This is a genomic window from Frankia sp. KB5, assembly GCF_002099325.1.
GTDB classification, from domain to species: domain Bacteria; phylum Actinomycetota; class Actinomycetes; order Frankiales; family Frankiaceae; genus Frankia; species Frankia casuarinae.
In genome coordinates this window covers 19,150-35,630 of the sequence record NZ_MRUJ01000142.1, presented here as the reverse complement: position 1 = coordinate 35,630, position 16,481 = coordinate 19,150, and the positions used below count along the sequence as shown (strand labels likewise).

The 16,481-nt window shown below is 67.8% G+C and carries 17 protein-coding genes; 5 read left to right on the top strand and 12 right to left on the bottom strand.

Annotated elements, in window-relative coordinates; genetic code table 11:
• The 4 genes from KBI5_RS14860 to KBI5_RS14840 all read left to right on the top strand — a co-directional run.
• Positions 1-456, top strand: a 456-nt coding sequence (locus KBI5_RS14860) for a TrfB-related DNA-binding protein (RefSeq protein ID WP_206745260.1), incomplete at its 5' end; no start/stop codon positions are given.
• The gene (locus KBI5_RS25900) at positions 453-1,127 is read left to right on the top strand and encodes a hypothetical protein (RefSeq protein WP_133057044.1); all 675 of its coding nucleotides are present in this window, start codon (positions 453-455) and stop codon (positions 1,125-1,127) included. The genes KBI5_RS14860 and KBI5_RS25900, both read left to right, overlap by 4 nt.
• The gene (locus KBI5_RS14855; RefSeq protein WP_133057043.1) at positions 1,111-2,130 is read left to right on the top strand and encodes a hypothetical protein; all 1,020 of its coding nucleotides are present in this window, start codon (positions 1,111-1,113) and stop codon (positions 2,128-2,130) included. Before KBI5_RS25900 ends, KBI5_RS14855 begins: the two co-directional genes overlap by 17 nt.
• Before the next feature lie 1,710 nt (positions 2,131-3,840).
• Positions 3,841-6,009, top strand: a complete 2,169-nt coding sequence (locus KBI5_RS14840; protein ID WP_085015565.1) for a tetratricopeptide repeat protein — start codon at positions 3,841-3,843, stop codon at positions 6,007-6,009.
• On the opposite strand, the gene KBI5_RS14835 is transcribed toward KBI5_RS14840, so the two are convergent.
• The 4 genes from KBI5_RS14835 to KBI5_RS14815 form a co-directional block, all read right to left on the bottom strand.
• The gene (locus KBI5_RS14835) at positions 6,001-7,281 is read right to left on the bottom strand and encodes a hypothetical protein (protein ID WP_085015564.1); all 1,281 of its coding nucleotides are present in this window, start codon (positions 7,279-7,281) and stop codon (positions 6,001-6,003) included. The genes KBI5_RS14840 and KBI5_RS14835 overlap by 9 nt on opposite strands.
• 25 nt (positions 7,282-7,306) lie before the next feature.
• The gene (locus tag KBI5_RS14830) at positions 7,307-7,693 is read right to left on the bottom strand and encodes a hypothetical protein (RefSeq protein WP_085015563.1); all 387 of its coding nucleotides are present in this window, start codon (positions 7,691-7,693) and stop codon (positions 7,307-7,309) included.
• A 115-nt stretch (positions 7,694-7,808) separates the two neighbouring features.
• Positions 7,809-8,210 (bottom strand): hypothetical protein, encoded by a 402-nt coding sequence (locus KBI5_RS14825; RefSeq protein ID WP_133057041.1) that lies wholly within the window; start codon positions 8,208-8,210, stop codon positions 7,809-7,811.
• Positions 8,211-8,700: 490 nt separating this feature from the next.
• Entirely contained in the window at positions 8,701-8,907 is a 207-nt protein-coding gene (locus tag KBI5_RS14815; protein ID WP_085015560.1) for a hypothetical protein, read from the bottom strand.
• Between the two features lie 244 nt (positions 8,908-9,151).
• Between KBI5_RS14815 and KBI5_RS14810 the strand changes: the two genes are divergently transcribed.
• Complete coding sequence (locus KBI5_RS14810; protein ID WP_085015559.1) at positions 9,152-10,102, top strand: hypothetical protein; 951 nt, start codon at positions 9,152-9,154, stop codon at positions 10,100-10,102.
• Positions 10,103-10,515: 413 nt separating this feature from the next.
• On the opposite strand, the gene KBI5_RS14805 is transcribed toward KBI5_RS14810, so the two are convergent.
• The 8 genes from KBI5_RS14805 to KBI5_RS14770 all read right to left on the bottom strand — a co-directional run bounded on the left by KBI5_RS14805 (position 10,516) and on the right by KBI5_RS14770 (position 16,238).
• Complete coding sequence (locus tag KBI5_RS14805) at positions 10,516-11,004, bottom strand: hypothetical protein (RefSeq protein ID WP_241882918.1); 489 nt, start codon at positions 11,002-11,004, stop codon at positions 10,516-10,518.
• Between the two features lie 13 nt (positions 11,005-11,017).
• Positions 11,018-12,631, bottom strand: a complete 1,614-nt coding sequence (locus KBI5_RS27900) for a helix-turn-helix transcriptional regulator (RefSeq protein WP_241882916.1) — start codon at positions 12,629-12,631, stop codon at positions 11,018-11,020.
• A gap of 213 nt (positions 12,632-12,844) precedes the next feature.
• A complete protein-coding gene (locus tag KBI5_RS14795; protein WP_085015558.1) occupies positions 12,845-13,204 on the bottom strand; it encodes a hypothetical protein in 360 nt (119 codons plus the stop codon).
• Positions 13,201-14,106, bottom strand: a complete 906-nt coding sequence (locus KBI5_RS28425) for an ATP-binding protein (RefSeq protein ID WP_085015557.1) — start codon at positions 14,104-14,106, stop codon at positions 13,201-13,203. The genes KBI5_RS14795 and KBI5_RS28425 overlap by 4 nt, the downstream gene beginning before the upstream one ends.
• A 123-nt stretch (positions 14,107-14,229) precedes the next feature.
• Complete coding sequence (locus tag KBI5_RS14785) at positions 14,230-15,087, bottom strand: hypothetical protein (protein ID WP_133057040.1); 858 nt, start codon at positions 15,085-15,087, stop codon at positions 14,230-14,232.
• The gene (locus KBI5_RS14775; protein WP_085015554.1) at positions 15,054-15,437 is read right to left on the bottom strand and encodes a hypothetical protein; all 384 of its coding nucleotides are present in this window, start codon (positions 15,435-15,437) and stop codon (positions 15,054-15,056) included. Before KBI5_RS14775 ends, KBI5_RS14785 begins: the two co-directional genes overlap by 34 nt.
• Positions 15,434-15,805, bottom strand: a complete 372-nt coding sequence (locus tag KBI5_RS28420; RefSeq protein WP_277870105.1) for an SAM-dependent methyltransferase — start codon at positions 15,803-15,805, stop codon at positions 15,434-15,436. The genes KBI5_RS14775 and KBI5_RS28420 overlap by 4 nt, the downstream gene beginning before the upstream one ends.
• Entirely contained in the window at positions 15,687-16,238 is a 552-nt protein-coding gene (locus KBI5_RS14770; RefSeq protein WP_277870104.1) for an SAM-dependent methyltransferase, read from the bottom strand. Before KBI5_RS14770 ends, KBI5_RS28420 begins: the two co-directional genes overlap by 119 nt.
• Positions 16,239-16,481: the final 243 nt, after the last annotated feature.

The window sequence follows — 16,481 nt, the reverse complement described above, 5'->3', positions numbered from 1 at the left end:
CTGGCCACCGGTGGGGCGGTAAATGGCCGCCTACGGGGATTTTTCACTGGCCGCCGTCAATCTCTGATGAAGGCGCCACCCACTGATGTGAAGAACTGGGAAGCAATGATGGTGCGAGCTGCCCAGATGCGCGCACTGGACATCCTCGGATCGGCGGCGGTCCGGCACGCCTCGTCGGAGGGGCTCGCGGACCACAATGACCTGGTCGAGGTAAGCATCGAGGCGGACGTCATCGATGCGGTCGACCGTCAACGAGCCGCTGCCCGTGCATGGGACAAACTGGCGATACTCGATCATCGTCATCGGAAGGTCGCATGGGAGTACGTCGCCAAGGCGCGACCGCGCGACGAAATTGCTACCGAACTCGGCGTGACACCTGCCCGAGTGAGCCAGATGGCGAAAAAGGCACTCGGAGAGTTGAAGCAAGCACTAGCAACAGAGGGGGTGGAGCCATGACCGAGGACGGCTGGGAGGATGTATTCGCCCAAATGCTTGATGCGCGCGTGGCCGGCGAGTCACCGCCCGGCTATGATTTCGATGCGGCGCACGCCTCCGAGGTTATTGAACTGCTCAACGTCGCCGATCTATTGTGGGAAGCAGCACATGGCGCGCCTCCCGTGGAGCGTGATCCTGTCGCTGCCATGCTTGGGCTCGTACCAGATAGCGCTCGATCGCTCGACGGGAATGGGCTCAAGCGAGCGTTGCGGGGAGCCGGTCTTCAGGTGAGCAGCCTCGCCCAGGCGCTCTCAGCACGCGGGTGGGACGTCGCAACTCGCGATGTCTTCAACTGGCAAACCCGAGACAATCCTGTCGCGCCGCCCGCTCTCATTCAGGCCATTGCCGAGATTACCGGCGTGACACCGGAACAATTGACAATCGATCGCGGCGCGTCGCCGCCACACGTAGCACTTGCGTCGGTGACCTCGTCGCGAAGGTTCCGTGAACTGGCCGAGCGCTGGGCACGACTGCGCAGGACGAGCGTCGACCTAGGCGCCTCCGCGCTCAATTCCAGGCTCGCAGCTTTGGTGTTTCGCGGTGTTGAGCCCGATGAGACTCAGATGCTGGATTCTCTCGAAGCTTTGATCGTGGCGCTTGAATCGGAGCCAGGCAGTGACGAGAGCGATTGAGGACTGTGCGGCGCTTGCCTTCGCCGCGCTCGCCGGCGACGTCGCTCAGCGATTCGCTCTCGATCCCGTGGGGACTCTTCGCAATGACCTGAATCTAACAGTTCGGGCAGTCGATCATTTGAACGACTCCCGAGCTGAAGGCGGCGCCTGTGATGGGATGTCTTTTCTGGCAGACGAGGTGATCCTTTATCGGCGGACTGGTAACCGGCGCGAGAATTTTACGCTGGCACACGAGCTTGGCCACTGGCTGGTCGATAAGACCGATGTAGTCTACGACACGCTCGCCCAATATGACGGCGCGGCGAAGATGCTGGAGAGCGTCTGCGACCGCATCGCGCGGGTCCTCCTCCTGCCCGATAAGCGTGTTTCAGACATTCTCGGTGGCGCCCCGGTCGAAGCCTCCCACGTCATGGCTCTCTATCGCGACACCAGTGCGAGCCTGCACGCATGCACAATCGCGCTCAAGGATCGGTTCCCCGGGCTTGGCGCTGTTGTGGTGCTGGATCGAGCGGAGGGGACGGTCAGGTACGCGAGCGTTCGCCCGGACGATGAGTGCGGCTGGCCGATCGTCTACCCCTGGCGCGGACAGGCGATTCCCCCTGGGCACCCTCTGCGCAACGTCCGACCGGGCGGCACGCTGCGCCTGCGAACTTTCTGGGAGAACATGTGGGGCCAACGCGACGACTTTTACGTGGACGCCATCGGATACTCGACCAGCATCATCGCGGTCTTCTCTGCCGACGACCTCTGGCAGGCGGAGAGGTTCCATCCAAGTTCGACGCGTGAGTTCGACCAGCGACCGGAGCTTGAGGTTCGTTGTTGCGGCCAGGTTCATACTATCCGGGGCTGGCCATGCTCCACGTGCGGGGAGGGCTACTGCCCAAAGTGCGGCAGGTGCCGTTGCGATCGACATACTGCCGCCGAGAAGTTGTGTGCCGGGAGTTGCTACATGAGGTACCTACCTCATCTCCTCGTCAACGGCCTGTGCGAGAACTGCCGCTAACGTGACCTCGCCCAGCCTCGACTACCTAATGAAAGGACGCCAAAGATCTGGCGGTCTCAGGTAGGAGGTGACGAGCATCGCGATGAATGCCGAACGTGATCATAGCCGGCGCGCTCAAGGGTCACAGCGACTTCGACTGTCAACCGTACCTAATTGACGCACAACCTCGCCGCCGACGAACCATGAACGGCAGCCCGCAGCAGCGCAAGAGCGACCGCGACGAGAAATGGTCGGACGCCGCTGGCGTTGTCCCGACGCGACGCTACTGGAGCAGCTCGGCCGTCTCTATGAACCCGACTCAGGAGTATCCATGACCATGCACCCCGTCGTTTCAACGAACGTCCTCGCAGCCGGCTACGACCCCCAGACTCGAACACTCCGTGTTCAGTTTCACAGCGGAGGTATCTACGACTACTACAGCGTCGACCCCGGGCTCTTTGAGCAGATGCTGCTCCCGAATCCTTGGCGCCRCATCGGCCACGTTGTGAGGGCACACCGGTTCGCAAAGGTCGCCTGAGACGACTTCTAACCCGCCACGACCAAGGAGATCATCATTTTCCTCTACGACTCCCACGGCAAGGCGATCGCATACCGTCGGACGGCGGATGACCGTTGGCTGTGGGACACTCACGGACACTGGCTCGGCTGGTTCCCCTGGGGCGACAACGACGCCTACAGCAAAGACGGGAAATATCTCGGCACTATTATCGACAACCGGCTTCTCAAGCGGATCAGTCAGCCCTACCGTGGCTATCCCGGTTACCCCGGCTACCCCGGATATGCCGGATACCCGGGTTACGGCGGTTATGCTGGCTACTACTCTGTCCCGTCGGGGTACCGCGACTTGACCCTCGGCGGTTGAGGGGGTGGAGCGCAGGCGCYTGGCGCGGCATGACGGCACGACTGTGTGCGAGCGGTGCTCACCTGCGGCTCGGCTCCGATGCAGATCTCTATTTCGGCTTGTCAGTGCCCGTACGGCTGCCTGCTACGGCGTGACTGTACGATGCCGCGACCAGATTCGAGTGGCATGTTAATATTTTGCCACAACGTAGGCGACGATCGACATAACGAAGACGGTGAATAGCATACAGGTAAGGAATCCCGCCTGGAACGGATGGTCACGAATCCGCCACCTTGCCTCGTTGGTTCCTGGCGAGCGAATCACCTCCGCGGCCGAGCCGGTAGTCGCTGACTGCTTCTGCTTATTCGTTTCCTGGCGGGTCGTCGGCACGGAGCGCCTTGTGTTCGCGGATGCGTGAAGGCGGATGTGCCGGGGGTGGTGAAGAGGATCTGGATGCGGGGGTCGTCGGAGATGGCGGGTAGGACGTCGAGGAGGCGGGTCGCGGCGGTGACCGTGTGGGCGACGACCAGGACGACGCGGTGTGTGCCCATCGTCGACCAGGTGAGGGCGTCTTGCCCGACTGGGAAGTACGGGCGTGTCGCGTGGGTCCCTGTCACCCTTCCCCGCTGGTTCTCAGTGTTGCTTTCTCGTGCGAGCCCGCCACGCGGCTGCCTGTGCGTGCATGGTGCGCTGCCGCGAGGGGCGCTGTCGACGTGCGACGTCGTTGACGATACGTCTCGGTCTCGCTGGACGGCTGGGGTCCGGGCGCGTGAGTGACCTGATGCGGAGAGCGCTGATGAAGTATCCTGGCGGAGGTTCCGGTGGCTGTCCCCGGCTGATATGTGTGACCTCGTTCTACGGGAGGCGCGGTGACCGATCCTGTGGTCGGCCCCGGTGAAGGCGTTCGTGCGGCTTCCGTGGGCAACGTCCTGTCGGGCCGTGTGGAGGGGCCGAGTGTCCAGGCCGGCAGCATTCACGGGGGAGTCACCGTTCACGTCCACCACGCCGAGAGCTCCAGTGGCGCGCCGCGCGAGCTGCCGGCGCGGTCGGCTGTCTTCGTGAACCAGCGGGTGATCCTTGAGGCGCTGAGCAGGCTGTGGCGCTCCTTCCCGGACGGCGTGGCGCCGGTTCTCGCGTTGACGGGGCCTGGCGGTGTGGGGAAGACCGCCGTGGCAGTGGAGTGGCTGACCGGGGCGCGGCCTGAGTTTCCGGACGGCGAGCTCTACGCCGACCTCGGCGGACCGCGCCTGGCGGCGACCGAGCGGCTGGAGACGGTGCTGGTTCGCTTCCTGGTCGAGCTGGGCGTCAGCCCGCGCCGGGTCCCGCTCGAACTTGCCGCTCTGGCGGCGATGTTCCGGTCGGTCACCGCACGGCGGCGGGTGGCGGTCCTGCTTGACAATCCTGTCAGCTTTGCGCAGCTTCGGCATCTCCTGCCGGGCTCCGCGGCGAGCACGGTGGTGATTACCAGCCGGTGGAGGTTCGACTGGCTGGCGGGTCAGGCCGGCGCGCGGATCGTCGACGTGGGGCCGTTGGACGCCGCCGCGTCGATAGAGCTGCTGGCTCGGCTGGTGCCCGACGAGCGGATGGCGGGGGATACCAGTTCAGCCCGGCAGTTGGCCGCCATGTGCGACGGACTGCCGCTCGCGCTGCGCATCGTCGGCGGGTCGTTGGCGGTGCGGCCGAGCCGTTCTGTCGCGCGCGTCGCGCAGCGGCTCGCGGACGAACGGACGCGGTTGGCGTCACTGACGGCGAGGGGGGATCTTTCGGTGCGGGCCGTGTTCGACGCCTCCTACGAAGATCTTCCCGCGTCGGTGGCGCGGCTGTACCGCCTGGTGAGCGCACATCCCGGCCGATCGTTCACGGCCGACGCCGCTGCCGCTGCCGGGATGCTGGGTCTCGAGGAAGCGGCTGATGCGCTGGACCTGCTCACCAGCGCAAGTCTGGTCCGGGAGGTCGCCGCTGAACGCTACGGCTTCCACGACCTTGTTCGACTGCACGCGGTCACCCGCGCTGAGGAGGAGGAACACCCCGAGGACCTGTCCGCGGCCTTGGAACGGATGCTGCTGTGGTACCTGCGCGGGGCCGTCGTCGCTGACCTGGCCCTGATGCCCGGACGGTGGCGGCTCAACGGCGACTATGACGACCAGCGCGCGCGGCAGGACGGGCCGGATACCGAGGCCGCGTGGGCTTGGCTGGAGACCGAGCGGGAAAATCTCGTCGCCAGTGTGTTGGCCGCCGTCGAACGAGGCTTCGACGAGCTCGCGTGGAAACTCTGCGAGGCCATGTGGAGCCTGCTCTTTCGCCGTGGATACCACCACGATTGGGTGACGGCGCATGAACAGGGGGTGGTAGCGACGGCGCGGCTGGGGGATCGGCGTGCGGAGGCGCGGATGCGTTGCCAGCTCGGCCTCGCGTACCAGGAGATTAACCGGCTGGAGGACGCCGGCGAGCAGTTCGCCGCCGCGTACGCGGCTGATGTCGAGGCCGGGCATCTGCGGGGGCAGGCGACGGCGCGGGAGCTGCTGGGGCTTCTAGAACACCGGCGGGCGCGGTACGACGCGGCGATCGAGCTGTTCACCAGCGCGTTGTCGCTCAACGGTGATCCACGCGCTGCGGGGATCCTGTGGCGGCATCTGGGCGCGGCGCAGCTGGGCGCCGGCCGGATCGACGCGGCGTTCCGGTCGCTGGACCGGGCGCGGGCGTCGTTGGCGGAACTCGAACCGCCCGATCGGTACAACGAGACGCGTACGGAGACGATTAGAGCGAAGGTGTATCTGCGCCAGGGGCGGCCCGAGGCGGCACTTGCGAGTCTGATGGAGGCGCTTGGACTCATGCGCGCCGAACGCGCGCGGGTGCAGGAGGCCGACATCCAGGTGGACCTCGCCGAGGTTCACCTGGCTCTCGGCGCGGGAGCCGAGGCGGCGCTGGCCGCCCGCCGCGCCCTGGCCCTGTACGAGGAACTCGACACCTGGCCGGAGCAGGAGATCCGCGCCCGGCTTGAGACGATCGCGGTGGATGCCGCTGACGGCTCAGGCTGACCTGTCCGCGCAGCGGCGCAGGACGACGGTGCGTGTCGTCGGTCCGAGTTGGACCTGGAAGATCAGGGTGTCGGTCGCGGGCCGGCCGCGTGAGATCCAGCCATACAAGGCGGAGGCGTGAATCAGCGGGTCGAGGCGGGGCCGGCCGGCCCCGGTCTCCACGCTGGTGTAGCGGTGGGTCCCGTCCGGGGACCGGACAGCGAGGACAGCGCGACCCGGAGCTGTCGCGACGCTGGCGATCGAACAGCCCGGATAGCGCTCCAACAGGTCTGCCACCTCCTCGGCCGGGTCGCCGGCCAGGTCACGGGCCCGGCGCACGACGACATCGGCGAGCGGGAGCGCTGAGGTCTGCCGGGTTGCCTCGTCGACGGCGAGATGCGCGTGCTCGCGTGGCTCGGCCAGCGCCGCCGGCCGGCGCGCGAGCGTCAGCGTGACCGTCACTGACCCGTCCGCCTCACAGGCCGCGACATCACGTACCTCCGTCTCGACCCACCACGATGTCGGGTCGGTCGTGGCGTCCGCATCGCATGTGGGCATCGGAACGGCGGGAACGACGACGTCCGTCGCCGGCTCCGTAAGACCCATCTGCTCATAGAGAACGGTACGCAGCAGTTTCGCTGACTCGCGCGGTGCCGAGGTCACCGCCGAGGTCACCTCCGCGTACCGGGACGGGTGATGATCCGAGATGGCCGCATCCAGCTGTTCGGTGAGCGGACGGTCGGTGCGCAGGAACGGCGCAGCCCGCCCCAACGCCGCCACCGGTGAATGCGGATCGAGGTCGTCGAACGGGAAGGCACCCAGCAGCACAGGGCTACCCAGCGCCGCGCCGTAAAACGTGACCGACCCGTGATCACCAATCACCGCGTCCGCGGCGACCAGCGCCGCCCGCCAGCCTTCCTCGGGAGGCAGCAGGACAAGCCCCGCCCGTACACAGTCCGACAGCCACGCACGGACCTGCCACGGACTGTGCCCATGCCAGACATTGGGGTGGAGCGTAAGGACGACCTTGTAGTCATCAACGGGAAGATCCGCAAGAAGCTCCCTGACCAGCTCGAAACGCCTGCCAAGAAGCGAGCCGGAGCCCCAGGTCGAGCTGACCACCACCAGCCGCCGCTCCGTGCCAGAGACACCGAACGCCCGCCGATAACGATCTCGATGCGGCGCGCTCGCGAGCAGACGATCGTAGCACGGATCGCCAGCGAGGACAGCGRCGGGAACCGCCTCCGGGCAGTATCGCCCGAGCCGCCGGGCCTGCTCCGGATGCGAGAGCACAACGACCGACGGAATGAGGTCGCCATCATGCAGAAGAGTCCCAGGCGACAGACCAAAGACCTCCTGGCTCCTGGCTCCTGGCTCCTGGCTCCTGGCTCCTGGCTCCTGGCTCCTGGCTCCTGGCTCCTGGCTCCTTCTTACTATACCCGGGCTCCTTCTTATTATACCCGGCGCCGTGGGATACAACGACGAGCGGGGCGGTTATCCGATGGAGGTCGCCGCCGTAACTGGCGGATATAGCGAGGTCGAAAACAGTGCTGATCGCCTGTTCCCAGGGAATGGTGATAGCGCCGGTCTCGGCGAGAAACTGGTGGACGCCGTGCGTGAACGGGGACGACTCGGTCCAGGTAAAAACCGTCTGGATCCGGGGGTCGGAATCGAAGACGGACAGCACGTCGAGCAGCCGTGTCATCGACGTGACGTTGTGAACGACCGCGAGAACAGTGCGGGTGCGGTTCAGGGTCGTCCAGTGCTCGGAGCCTGACCCGACGGGGAGGGTCGCCCAGCGTTCTCGTGATGTGAGCCGATCAGCGTCCGTGATCGGTTCCGCCGAGAGTGATGGAGCCGTGTACGTCCCGTGCCTGCAGGAGGCCGCCGTCGATGCGCGCGTTGCCGCCGACGATGTTCGTGACAGACCCATCGCCGGTGGGCGTGGACTGGGCGCTGGTGGTCCAAGAGCGCAGGGCGTCGGCGAAGTCCGGATCGAGGAGTGCTCTGGCGGCGAGATGCCGGGCCAGGTCATCCACGGACTCCGCGTCGGCATCCTCTTCGTCGGTCAGGTCGCTCTCGACGAGTTCGCGCTCGCGGGACCCGGCGCCGAAAGTCCGACGGACGAGGTCCACCAGTGAATTCCAGACGTGAGCGCCGGCCTCGCTTGCGGTTCCCGCGAGGACGGCCGTGATCGTGGCGACCAGAGCGGGCACGCTCAACGATTCAAGATCCACGCCGTCCAGGATACCCGAGTGGTTGGCGGGAGACAGCCGGATCGGTCGTGCGCTCCTAGTCTAGCTAGGGGGCGGGACTGCACGTAGAGCCCCGGCCCCCTTTCACGTGGCCGCCGGACTCCCTGTATCTACATGCCCCGCAGCGCCACCACCACGCCGGCGGCGGCGACCAGGGCCATGAACACCGCGAGCCCGGCCTGACCGCCTGCACGCACTGCGTCGGGCAAGGACGCGCCGTCGGCCCGGTGCAGGATTCCCGCGAGCAGACCCCGGCCGCGGCGGCCGCAAGCAGGGCGAGGACGACGGCAACCACGGCGGGTGCCACGAGCACGGCGAGCTCCTTCGGTCGGTCTCAGCCCTCCATTCAGAGGGAAGAGATGACCTGCGGGCGGGGCCCGCTTCGCTTTCTACCGATCGCGGAGTTGGAGCGGTAGAGGGGGTGCAAAATAATTGCGTACTGCACGGTCCCCCTGCCTCACAATCCGCTCACCGCGGCGAGCACCGCGCCGGCGAGGGCGGCTAGGACGCCGAGGACCGCGAGGGCAGCACGGCCACCGGCACGCGCCGCCGCGGGCAGAGAGTCACCGTCGGCGGCGTGCAGGATTCCGGCGACCAGACCCGCGATGGCTGCGATGGCGGCCACCAGCGCCACCGCGAGGACGATCGAGACGGCTCTGAGCATGCCTTAGAGATCGTTCGGGAGATCGCTCCGGTCTTGTCCACTCCGCCACCGTGGCGGCATCTCGACCACCTCAGGGTGTGGTGTGGTGCCCACACCACACCCCGCTGACGCCGGCGAACACTGGGCCGCCATCCACTGGTTGAACTGTTGGCGGAGCCTGGGGACCGACAAACGCCGCAGATGGGTGTACTGATGGCCGCCCACTGACTCGCCAGGGGGCTTCGGTGGCATCCGAACGATTGTCATGGCAGACGAAGACCACATCCGCCGCGCCGCGATCGTGGTGGCCAGGGCAGCACCTGACGTCATGATGGTAGTTGTGGGCGACAGGAGAAGCCGGCGTCGGGCCGACGGCTCCGACGACGGCTTCCCGTTGACACCGCTGGAATGGGCGGCCGTTCGTCTGTCTGCGGTGATCGACGAGGTTCCGCCGTCGGAGCCCCTGCTCCTCGCGGCGCTTCCCCCGCTGGTGCTCGACCTTCTCACGGCGGGGCACGAGGAGCTTCCGGACGAGCGGTGCGTCGACGACTGCTTGGTGTTGGCCTACGCCTATGCCCACCTCGGGGTGGTCGCGCACGTCAGGGTCGCCGAGCTTGCGATGACTGACATCCGGACTGGCCGGACAACGATCCACAGCTCGCTACCGCCTTCCTGGCGGGACGGGCTGCTCGACGGCCACACCGTTGTCTGGCTCCCCAGCTCCCAGATTCTCGTCGACCCCACGCTGCGCCAGTACCTACCAGACACCGGCCACGAAGGCGGTCCGCTCGTCACCCGCACTGAGAGCGTCGACGAGGAACGCGGCCTCGCCGTAATCGAGACACACCGCCAAGGCCAGCTGCTGACCTACGTGCTGGCTCCTCGGCACCTCTCGACTCAGGTCCTCGACCATCCCGTGGTGGGAGACGACGACAGGCCGTACGTGCGCCGCGGCATCAACGTGGCGTCCGCCGTCGTCGAGTTCCTCGCCGAGAACCTGCCACCACACGCCGCGGCGTCCCTTCCCGCGGCGCGCGCAGCAGCACTTGTCGCGGCGACACGCGAACTGCCCACGCAACGCACCGCCGACGGCGATCATCGATTCAGCCTGGCCGAGAGCGACGGCAGCATGGTCAGCGTGCGGCTCGACGAGATCCCACTGCCGGTAGGCAMCCCACGGCCCCGCCGCGTCGCGCTCCTACCCGGAGGGCGATAGTTGATCTGTCAAGAGGGTGGCCGGCGCCGCGGCGTTACGCAGGGTCCTCGCCGTTCGGGACCGGGTGTGCCTGAGCCTCGCGGGGTCGCGGTGACGACGCGGCGCAGGGACGCGGCGAGAGCGTCGGCTTCGTCGAGGGTGAGCGCCTCGTTGTCGGGGTCGTCGTGCCCGACCCCGAGCGAGATCAAGGGGTCGTAGGTGTAGTCGTGAAGGTTGGTACTGTTCGATTACGACCTGAATGGCTGTGCCCTCGCGCTGGGCTGATGGCCTGGGCCATGGGGTGTTGCGGGCCTGGAGGTTGACCAGGTCACGGAGGGCACAGCCACCCAAGAAGCTCACCCGGTTCGACGCGTTGGCCCAGCTCAGTGTCTCGCCGCAGTGCGCGAACCTGAGTCCGCGCACTGCGGCAAGACTTATAGTCGCCTCTGTCGTGCTGCCCCGGTGGGCCAGATGATCTGAACGGCGCGATTGTTCGCGTGGGCGTGAGCGACCGTGGTGGCCGTGCCGCCCCGGTCGACGGGAGCATAGCCATCCCAAACCGCCATGAGCAGGTCGACCTCGTCGACGAGTGCGTCGTTCGCGGCCTCGTACGCCGCGCGGTCGGAGACGTCGTGGGGCAGGACCCGCACGGTGGTGGCCTGACGGACAAGGTCGTCGAACAGTTCGGCGTGCGCGGGTTTGACCTTCCTCGCGCGGTAGTCGGCGGCTGGGATGATCACTTCGAGTGTGCCACCGAGTTCCAGGACGACGCTGGCGAAGATGCTGTCGGAGCCGGCCGCAATGCAGCTGACGCCGGTCAGGTCTGACGCGTATGGCGTGAGGGCCTCCACGAGCGCGTCCCGTACGAGGAGAACGGTCGCGGGGGTGAGGTCCATGTGGCCGGTGACGCCGATGCGGGTCACGTCGTGGATCTCCTCAGGTCTCGACTGTCCGGGACGCGGTTCGCTCGGTGCGAAGTATGGGTGTGATCCTCGCGCACAGATCGGCGATGGGGCGAGCCGACGTTCGGGACTCGGCATGCCGATGGAACTGGCCTAGCTTGACCCGCACGCGGCTGGACCGCGTCCGCTCGACCATCGTGACGGCAGCGTGGCCCAGCCGCGCGGCCTCGTCGAATTCGCCCTGCACCAGTCTGATCTCTGCATACCCGAGTTGATCAAGGGCTGTGCTGCGGACGCTGGTGACGTCCCGAGCTTCGACGGCCTGGCTCAGCCAGGTGGCTGCCTCGTCGGCGTGCTCGGGCGCCTGGTGCGCGATGTCGAGAAGGCGGCCTCCGGTGACCCCTGCCAGTTCCGCCTGGTCGAAGTAGGAGATCCAGAAGGGCTCGACGGCCGCGTCGACGTCACGGAAGGTGTCCTCCGCCCGGCTTGTTACACGCCGGAAGGCGGCGAGCCGGCCTTGCAGCGCGTAGGCCCACGCCTCGCGCGTGAACAGCATCGCGCGCACCGCTGGTGTCGCCTGAGTGCCGGCGACGCCTTGTGCGAGGCGGACGAGTTCGAGTCCTTCGACCGTACGGTCGAGGTAGAACTGCTGCCGTGCCATGCCGGCCAGGATGTTCGCGCAGAACACGGGATCGCCCGCCGCCTTGGCTGACCGAAGAGCGAGCAGATAGTAGCGCTGCGCTAGTCCTCCCTGCCCCGAGTCCCAGGACATCGTCGCAGCGATCTCAGCAAGATCGGCCATCACGCCGTGCAGTCGCCGGGTCAGGTCCTGTGGATGTGAGAAGTCGCGGAGCTCATCCGCGATCTCTGCGAGCTGACCCACGACCGCCTTACGACGAAGCCCCCCGCCGAACTGGTGGTCCCACGCCCGGAAGGTCCGCGCGGCCAGTTCGATCTCTTCGACTTCCTCAACACCAACGCCCGCGGTGCGACGCTGACCAGTGGGTGGCTCGGTGGTGGTCAACCAGCGCTCCGCTCCTTCGAGGAGGGCAGCGCCGGCGATCACATCCGCCATGACGCGAACCGCCTCACGGCGATCAAGAGCGAGATCATTTCTGGTGATCTTGTCTGCCACTTCCGTCGTCGGCGCCTCTTCCCACGCCGTCATGCCTGTCGTCTGATCGGGAAGGCGGCCGACAGATGTCGAGGGCAGTTCCAGCGGCGACCGGGTTTCCCCGACGGCTGCGGGCTCGACCATCATGCCGGCGTCGGTTTCGTCGCTGTGGTGCGTCATCTGCGCCGTCGGCCTGGTGGGTTGCGTCCGCGCCGTTCTTGGCATCTTGTCAAGGAGGAGCATATCGGCGGGGCTGAGGTGTTCTCGATCGTCGAGATCGAGCAGGGCGTGGATGCTGGTGTCGTAGACCTCGGCGAGGACGGCGAGGATCTGGGGGGTGGGTCGGCGGCGATTGTTCGGAAGCGGCCAGTTCTCGATCTCTGACAGCTTCGGGCCGGTCATGGGCGCCGTACCGTCGGGGTCGAGGCCGGCGTGGGCGGCGTGTGCGTTGAGACGGTTCGCGACCTGTTCCTGGGTCCAGCCTCGGGCGTAACGGTGGGCGGCGCGAGGACGGTAGTTGTAGCGGCGGGCCAACTCGACCGCGATTTAGTCGTGGGACATGCCCGCCGCGCGCATCCGCGTCCGCAGCTCGTCGCGCTCCGCCTGCTTGCTGGGCTGACGCATACCACCTCCCCGCCGCCCGGATCTGTCGCCAGGACCGATCCCTCGCCCTTCGGGCAGCCCGTCCATGTTCACCGTAACCGCCCTGCCACCCATCGGAACAGAGCCGGGGGCTCGGGCGCTGCGTCACGCGGCGCCATCGTCGTTCGGCGTTTGGCCGATGGAGGCGTTGCGTGCTCGGGTGACCGCCTTGGTGAGGGCGGCGGCGAGGGCATCGGCTTCGTCGAGGGTGAGGGTTTCGGCATCGTCCGCGCCTTCGGCGCCGTAACCCAGGGCGATCACGGTCTGGTAGGTGGTCGTGGCAGTGACGTACTGCTCGATCGTGATCTGGAGCGAGTTCTCGTGACGTAGGCCGTGGAGGTGGGGCAGGTCGATGGTGGTGAACTCGGAGAGGCGGTAGTCGCCGGGGCCTGCGGGCTCGACGTACAGGTGGTCGGCGGRCTGGTCGCACCACGGCGGGCAGGAAGGGGCGGCGTCGTTGCTCATCGGACGGCTTCCTCACGTTCTCGGCGCGGGGTGCCGTCGAGGGTGCGCAGGCCGCGGCTGGTCCGTTGCAGCAGCGCGATGTCGGCGCCGTCGTTGACGGGTGGGCCGTCGGGCTGGGGGGTGGGTGGATGGCGTCGCGGGAGGCGGCTGGTGCGGGTGGTGGGGTGCAGCTGGGGGGCGGGGATGGTGGTGCGAGGTAGGAGGGCCCAGACGATCGTGCCGGTTGTCTGGAGGCTGCCGTCGCGGGAGCTGATATGGATCTGGCGGTAGCCGAGATGGCGGGTGAGGGTGGCGACGATGTGCAGGCCGCGGCCGTTTTCGGCGTCTGGGCCGGCGGCACGCAGGGTCGGGTGGTCCTGCGTGGCGCTGTCCCACACCTCAATGATCACGTTGTGGTGGTGGTAGGTGAGGGTGACCGCGACGCGGGACGTCGTGGCGTTGCCGTGCGTGGGCGGTGTGTGCTGGGAGGCGGCGACCGCGTTGGTGATCAGTTCCGATGCCACGATCATGGCGGTGTCGGCGAGCTCGTCCAGGTTCCAGCGGCGCAGCTGGGTGGCGACGTCGCTGCGGGCGGTGCTGGCGGAGCGGGGGACGGCGGGATAGTGCCGGACCTGGCGGTGAAAGGGGTGGATGGGCAGGTCGGATAGCGCGGGCGCGGTGAGAGCGATCGTGTAGGTGTCGGGTTCGAGAACGTCGGGGTCGTGGACGAGGGTGAGGTTGTGGTCGGCGAGCACCGCGGTGCGGCATGGCCAGCGGTGTCCGCAGCCTGTGCACATGCCGTCGCGTGGGGCGTGGGTTCGCAGATGGTGGGCGGCTGTGCTGCGGAGCTGTTCGAACGGGTGGTTCGCCGAGTAGCGCCCCGGCTCGTGGGTGGGGTGACGCACGGTCAGTGTGGTGATCACCGGGCTGTGGGGTGGGTGGAGGGGCGGCCGAGGGGCTGATGTCGGCGGTTCGGGTGACGGTGAGTTGTGAGGGTCATCGGGAGGTGCCTTCGCTCAGGGGAACGGGCAGGGAGAGAGTCGCGATCAGCGGGGCGTGGTCGTCTCCGCCGGGCCGGCGTTGTCGTGTTCGACGGTGTCGGTGAGCGCGGCGAGGGTGGCGTTCAGTGCCGCGCCGGGCCCGCGGCGGCGGAGGTCCCGGGTGAGGCTGTCGAGGACGGTCAGTGCGGGGAGGGGATGGGCCCGCAGGCGGGCGGTGGCCAGATCGAGGGGCAGGGTCAGCGCGTCGAGGACGGCGGTGTGGACGGTGGCGGTCCAGAGCGTGAGAACGGCGTACAGCCATTCCCGCCAGGTGCTGCGGCAGGCGGCCAGCCGACCCGACAGCCAGGCCTCGATCCCTTCGGTGAGGTCGGAGCGCAGGGCCGGCGGGCAGGTGACGGCGAACAGGTGCAGATGACCGAGCAGCGTGGCGCTGTCCGCGAGGTCCCCGCCCGGTCCAAGGATCGGTGATATGAGCACTGCCCGGCTGTGCGGGTCGGTGTAGCGCACCCGTGAGGGGGTGAGCTGCCCGAAGGCCACTCCCGCGCGAGTGAACATCGTCGAGTCCAGCTGGGGTGCCAGTCGGGCGAGGCGTGTCGACAGGGTTCCCACAAGCGCGCGGAGCTCCCCGGCCTCAGCCGTCATCGACTGCCGGGCTGGTATGTCGGTGGCCGACCGGTTCAGCGCCGTGGCGACCACCAGCGGCATGGCCCGACCTGCCTGGGGTGATGCGACCTGGCGGAGCTGGTCGGCTGGGTCGTGGTGCAGTTCTGCCAGGTCGTCCATCAGCGCTGCCAGCAGCTCGGTGAGCGTCGCCGGGTCGGCCCGTAGCCGGCCTGCGAGACTTGTGCCGCCCACCCATGGGGTGATCATCACCCCGTTGGTGAGGGTGACGGGTTCTGGCACGCGTAGGCCGCTGTAGGTGGCCAGTGCCTGGAGCTGCGCCGCTTCGCGCTCTGTCCGGCACGGCGCGGCTTCCTGGTCGTCGTCTGCGTGGTGTCGAGGGCAGCATGGTCGCTGTCGGCCGCAYGGGTCAGGTCGGATGGGTGTGGCCGCACCGTCGCGCACAGGGATGCGCCGGCGACGCTGACCTGGCGCCGAAACGCGCCGTCGACGGCGACTGTCTTCCTGAACACCGCGTCGGAGTGCGGCCACAGCTGTGCGATCGCGGTGGCGATCCGCGTCTGGGCCCGCACCAGCAGGCGCCAGGCATCGGCGTCCGACAGCCGGGTCAGGCCTGGGGAGGTCGGGCTCACCAGATTCGTCCGACCCCGGCGTAGACCGCCAGCCGGCCCTCGGTCGTGGTGCGGCGGCGCTGCCGGTCCTGCTCCCAGCCGGGCAGCAGGACCAGGCCCGGCTCGACCAGGGTGCAGTCGTCGAAGAATCCCAGCACCTCGCGACGGCTACGTAGCTGGAACCGCGCGGTCGTACGCCGATAGGTTTCGGCGGCCTCGACGACGTCGCGGGGCTGCCCGTCGCCGGTCGCGTGGGTCAGGACCAGGTAGCTACCGGCGGGCAGCGCGTCCCGCAGCTGCGCGACGAGCTGCTGCGGACCGGTGTCGTCGGGGAAGAAATGCAGGATCGCGACGAGCAGTAACGCTACCGGCTGTGCCCGGTCCAGCATCGCGGCGACCCGCGGATCGTCCAGAATCGTCCGGGGGGTCGGCGAGGTCGGCCTCCACGGCGGCCGCGCCCGGGGTTGACGTGAGTAGGACCTGGCTGTGGGCGACTACGACCGGGTCGTGGTCGACATAGACGACCCTCGTGTTGGTGGCCAGCTCGCTGGCGACTTCGTGGACGTTGCCCATGATCGGCATGCCCGACCCGATGTCGAGGAACTGGCGGGTACCGGCCTGTCCGGCGAGGAAGCGGACCGCCTCGCCCAGAAACAGCCGGTTGACCCGGGCGCCTTCGCGGCTTCCCGGCCACGTCCGCTCGATCCTCGCCGCGGCCTCCCGGTCGGCCGGGAAGTTGTGCGCCCCGCCGAGGAGTGCGTCGTAGACCCGTGCCACGTTCGGTTCCTCGGCGCCTATCGGCTCGCCGGCGTCGGAGCCCATCAGGAACGGGGCCGCGAGGGCCGGCCGGATCCCGCGAAGGCGGTTCTCGATCGGCGAGGCCGGGCCGGCCGGTCGACCTGCGCGGCTTTGGAGGGATGGTCGTGGAGCGTTCTGCTGGCGATCCTCGCCATGGGCTCGGTCCTCACTGACGGTAGGTGAAGCAGGACCGTTCCACGATCGTCCGCGCGGCGGCAGATCGTCATTCCCACCACCACGAAGAAGCTGTTCGGCACTACCCACCCC

Bases quoted from the DNA above. Each gene is read 5' to 3' on its own strand.
- KBI5_RS14830 (WP_085015563.1), bottom strand. From the start codon at position 7,693: ATGACACGGCTGCTCGACGTGCTGTCCGTCTTCGATTCCGACCCCCGG.
- KBI5_RS14815 (WP_085015560.1), bottom strand. From the start codon at position 8,907: ATGCTCAGAGCCGTCTCGATCGTCCTCGCGGTGGCGCTGGTGGCCGCC.
- KBI5_RS25900 (WP_133057044.1), top strand. From the start codon at position 453: ATGACCGAGGACGGCTGGGAGGATGTATTCGCCCAAATGCTTGATGCG.
- KBI5_RS28420 (WP_277870105.1), bottom strand. From the start codon at position 15,805: ATGCTGGACCGGGCACAGCCGGTAGCGTTACTGCTCGTCGCGATCCTG.
- KBI5_RS14770 (WP_277870104.1), bottom strand. From the start codon at position 16,238: ATGGGCTCCGACGCCGGCGAGCCGATAGGCGCCGAGGAACCGAACGTG.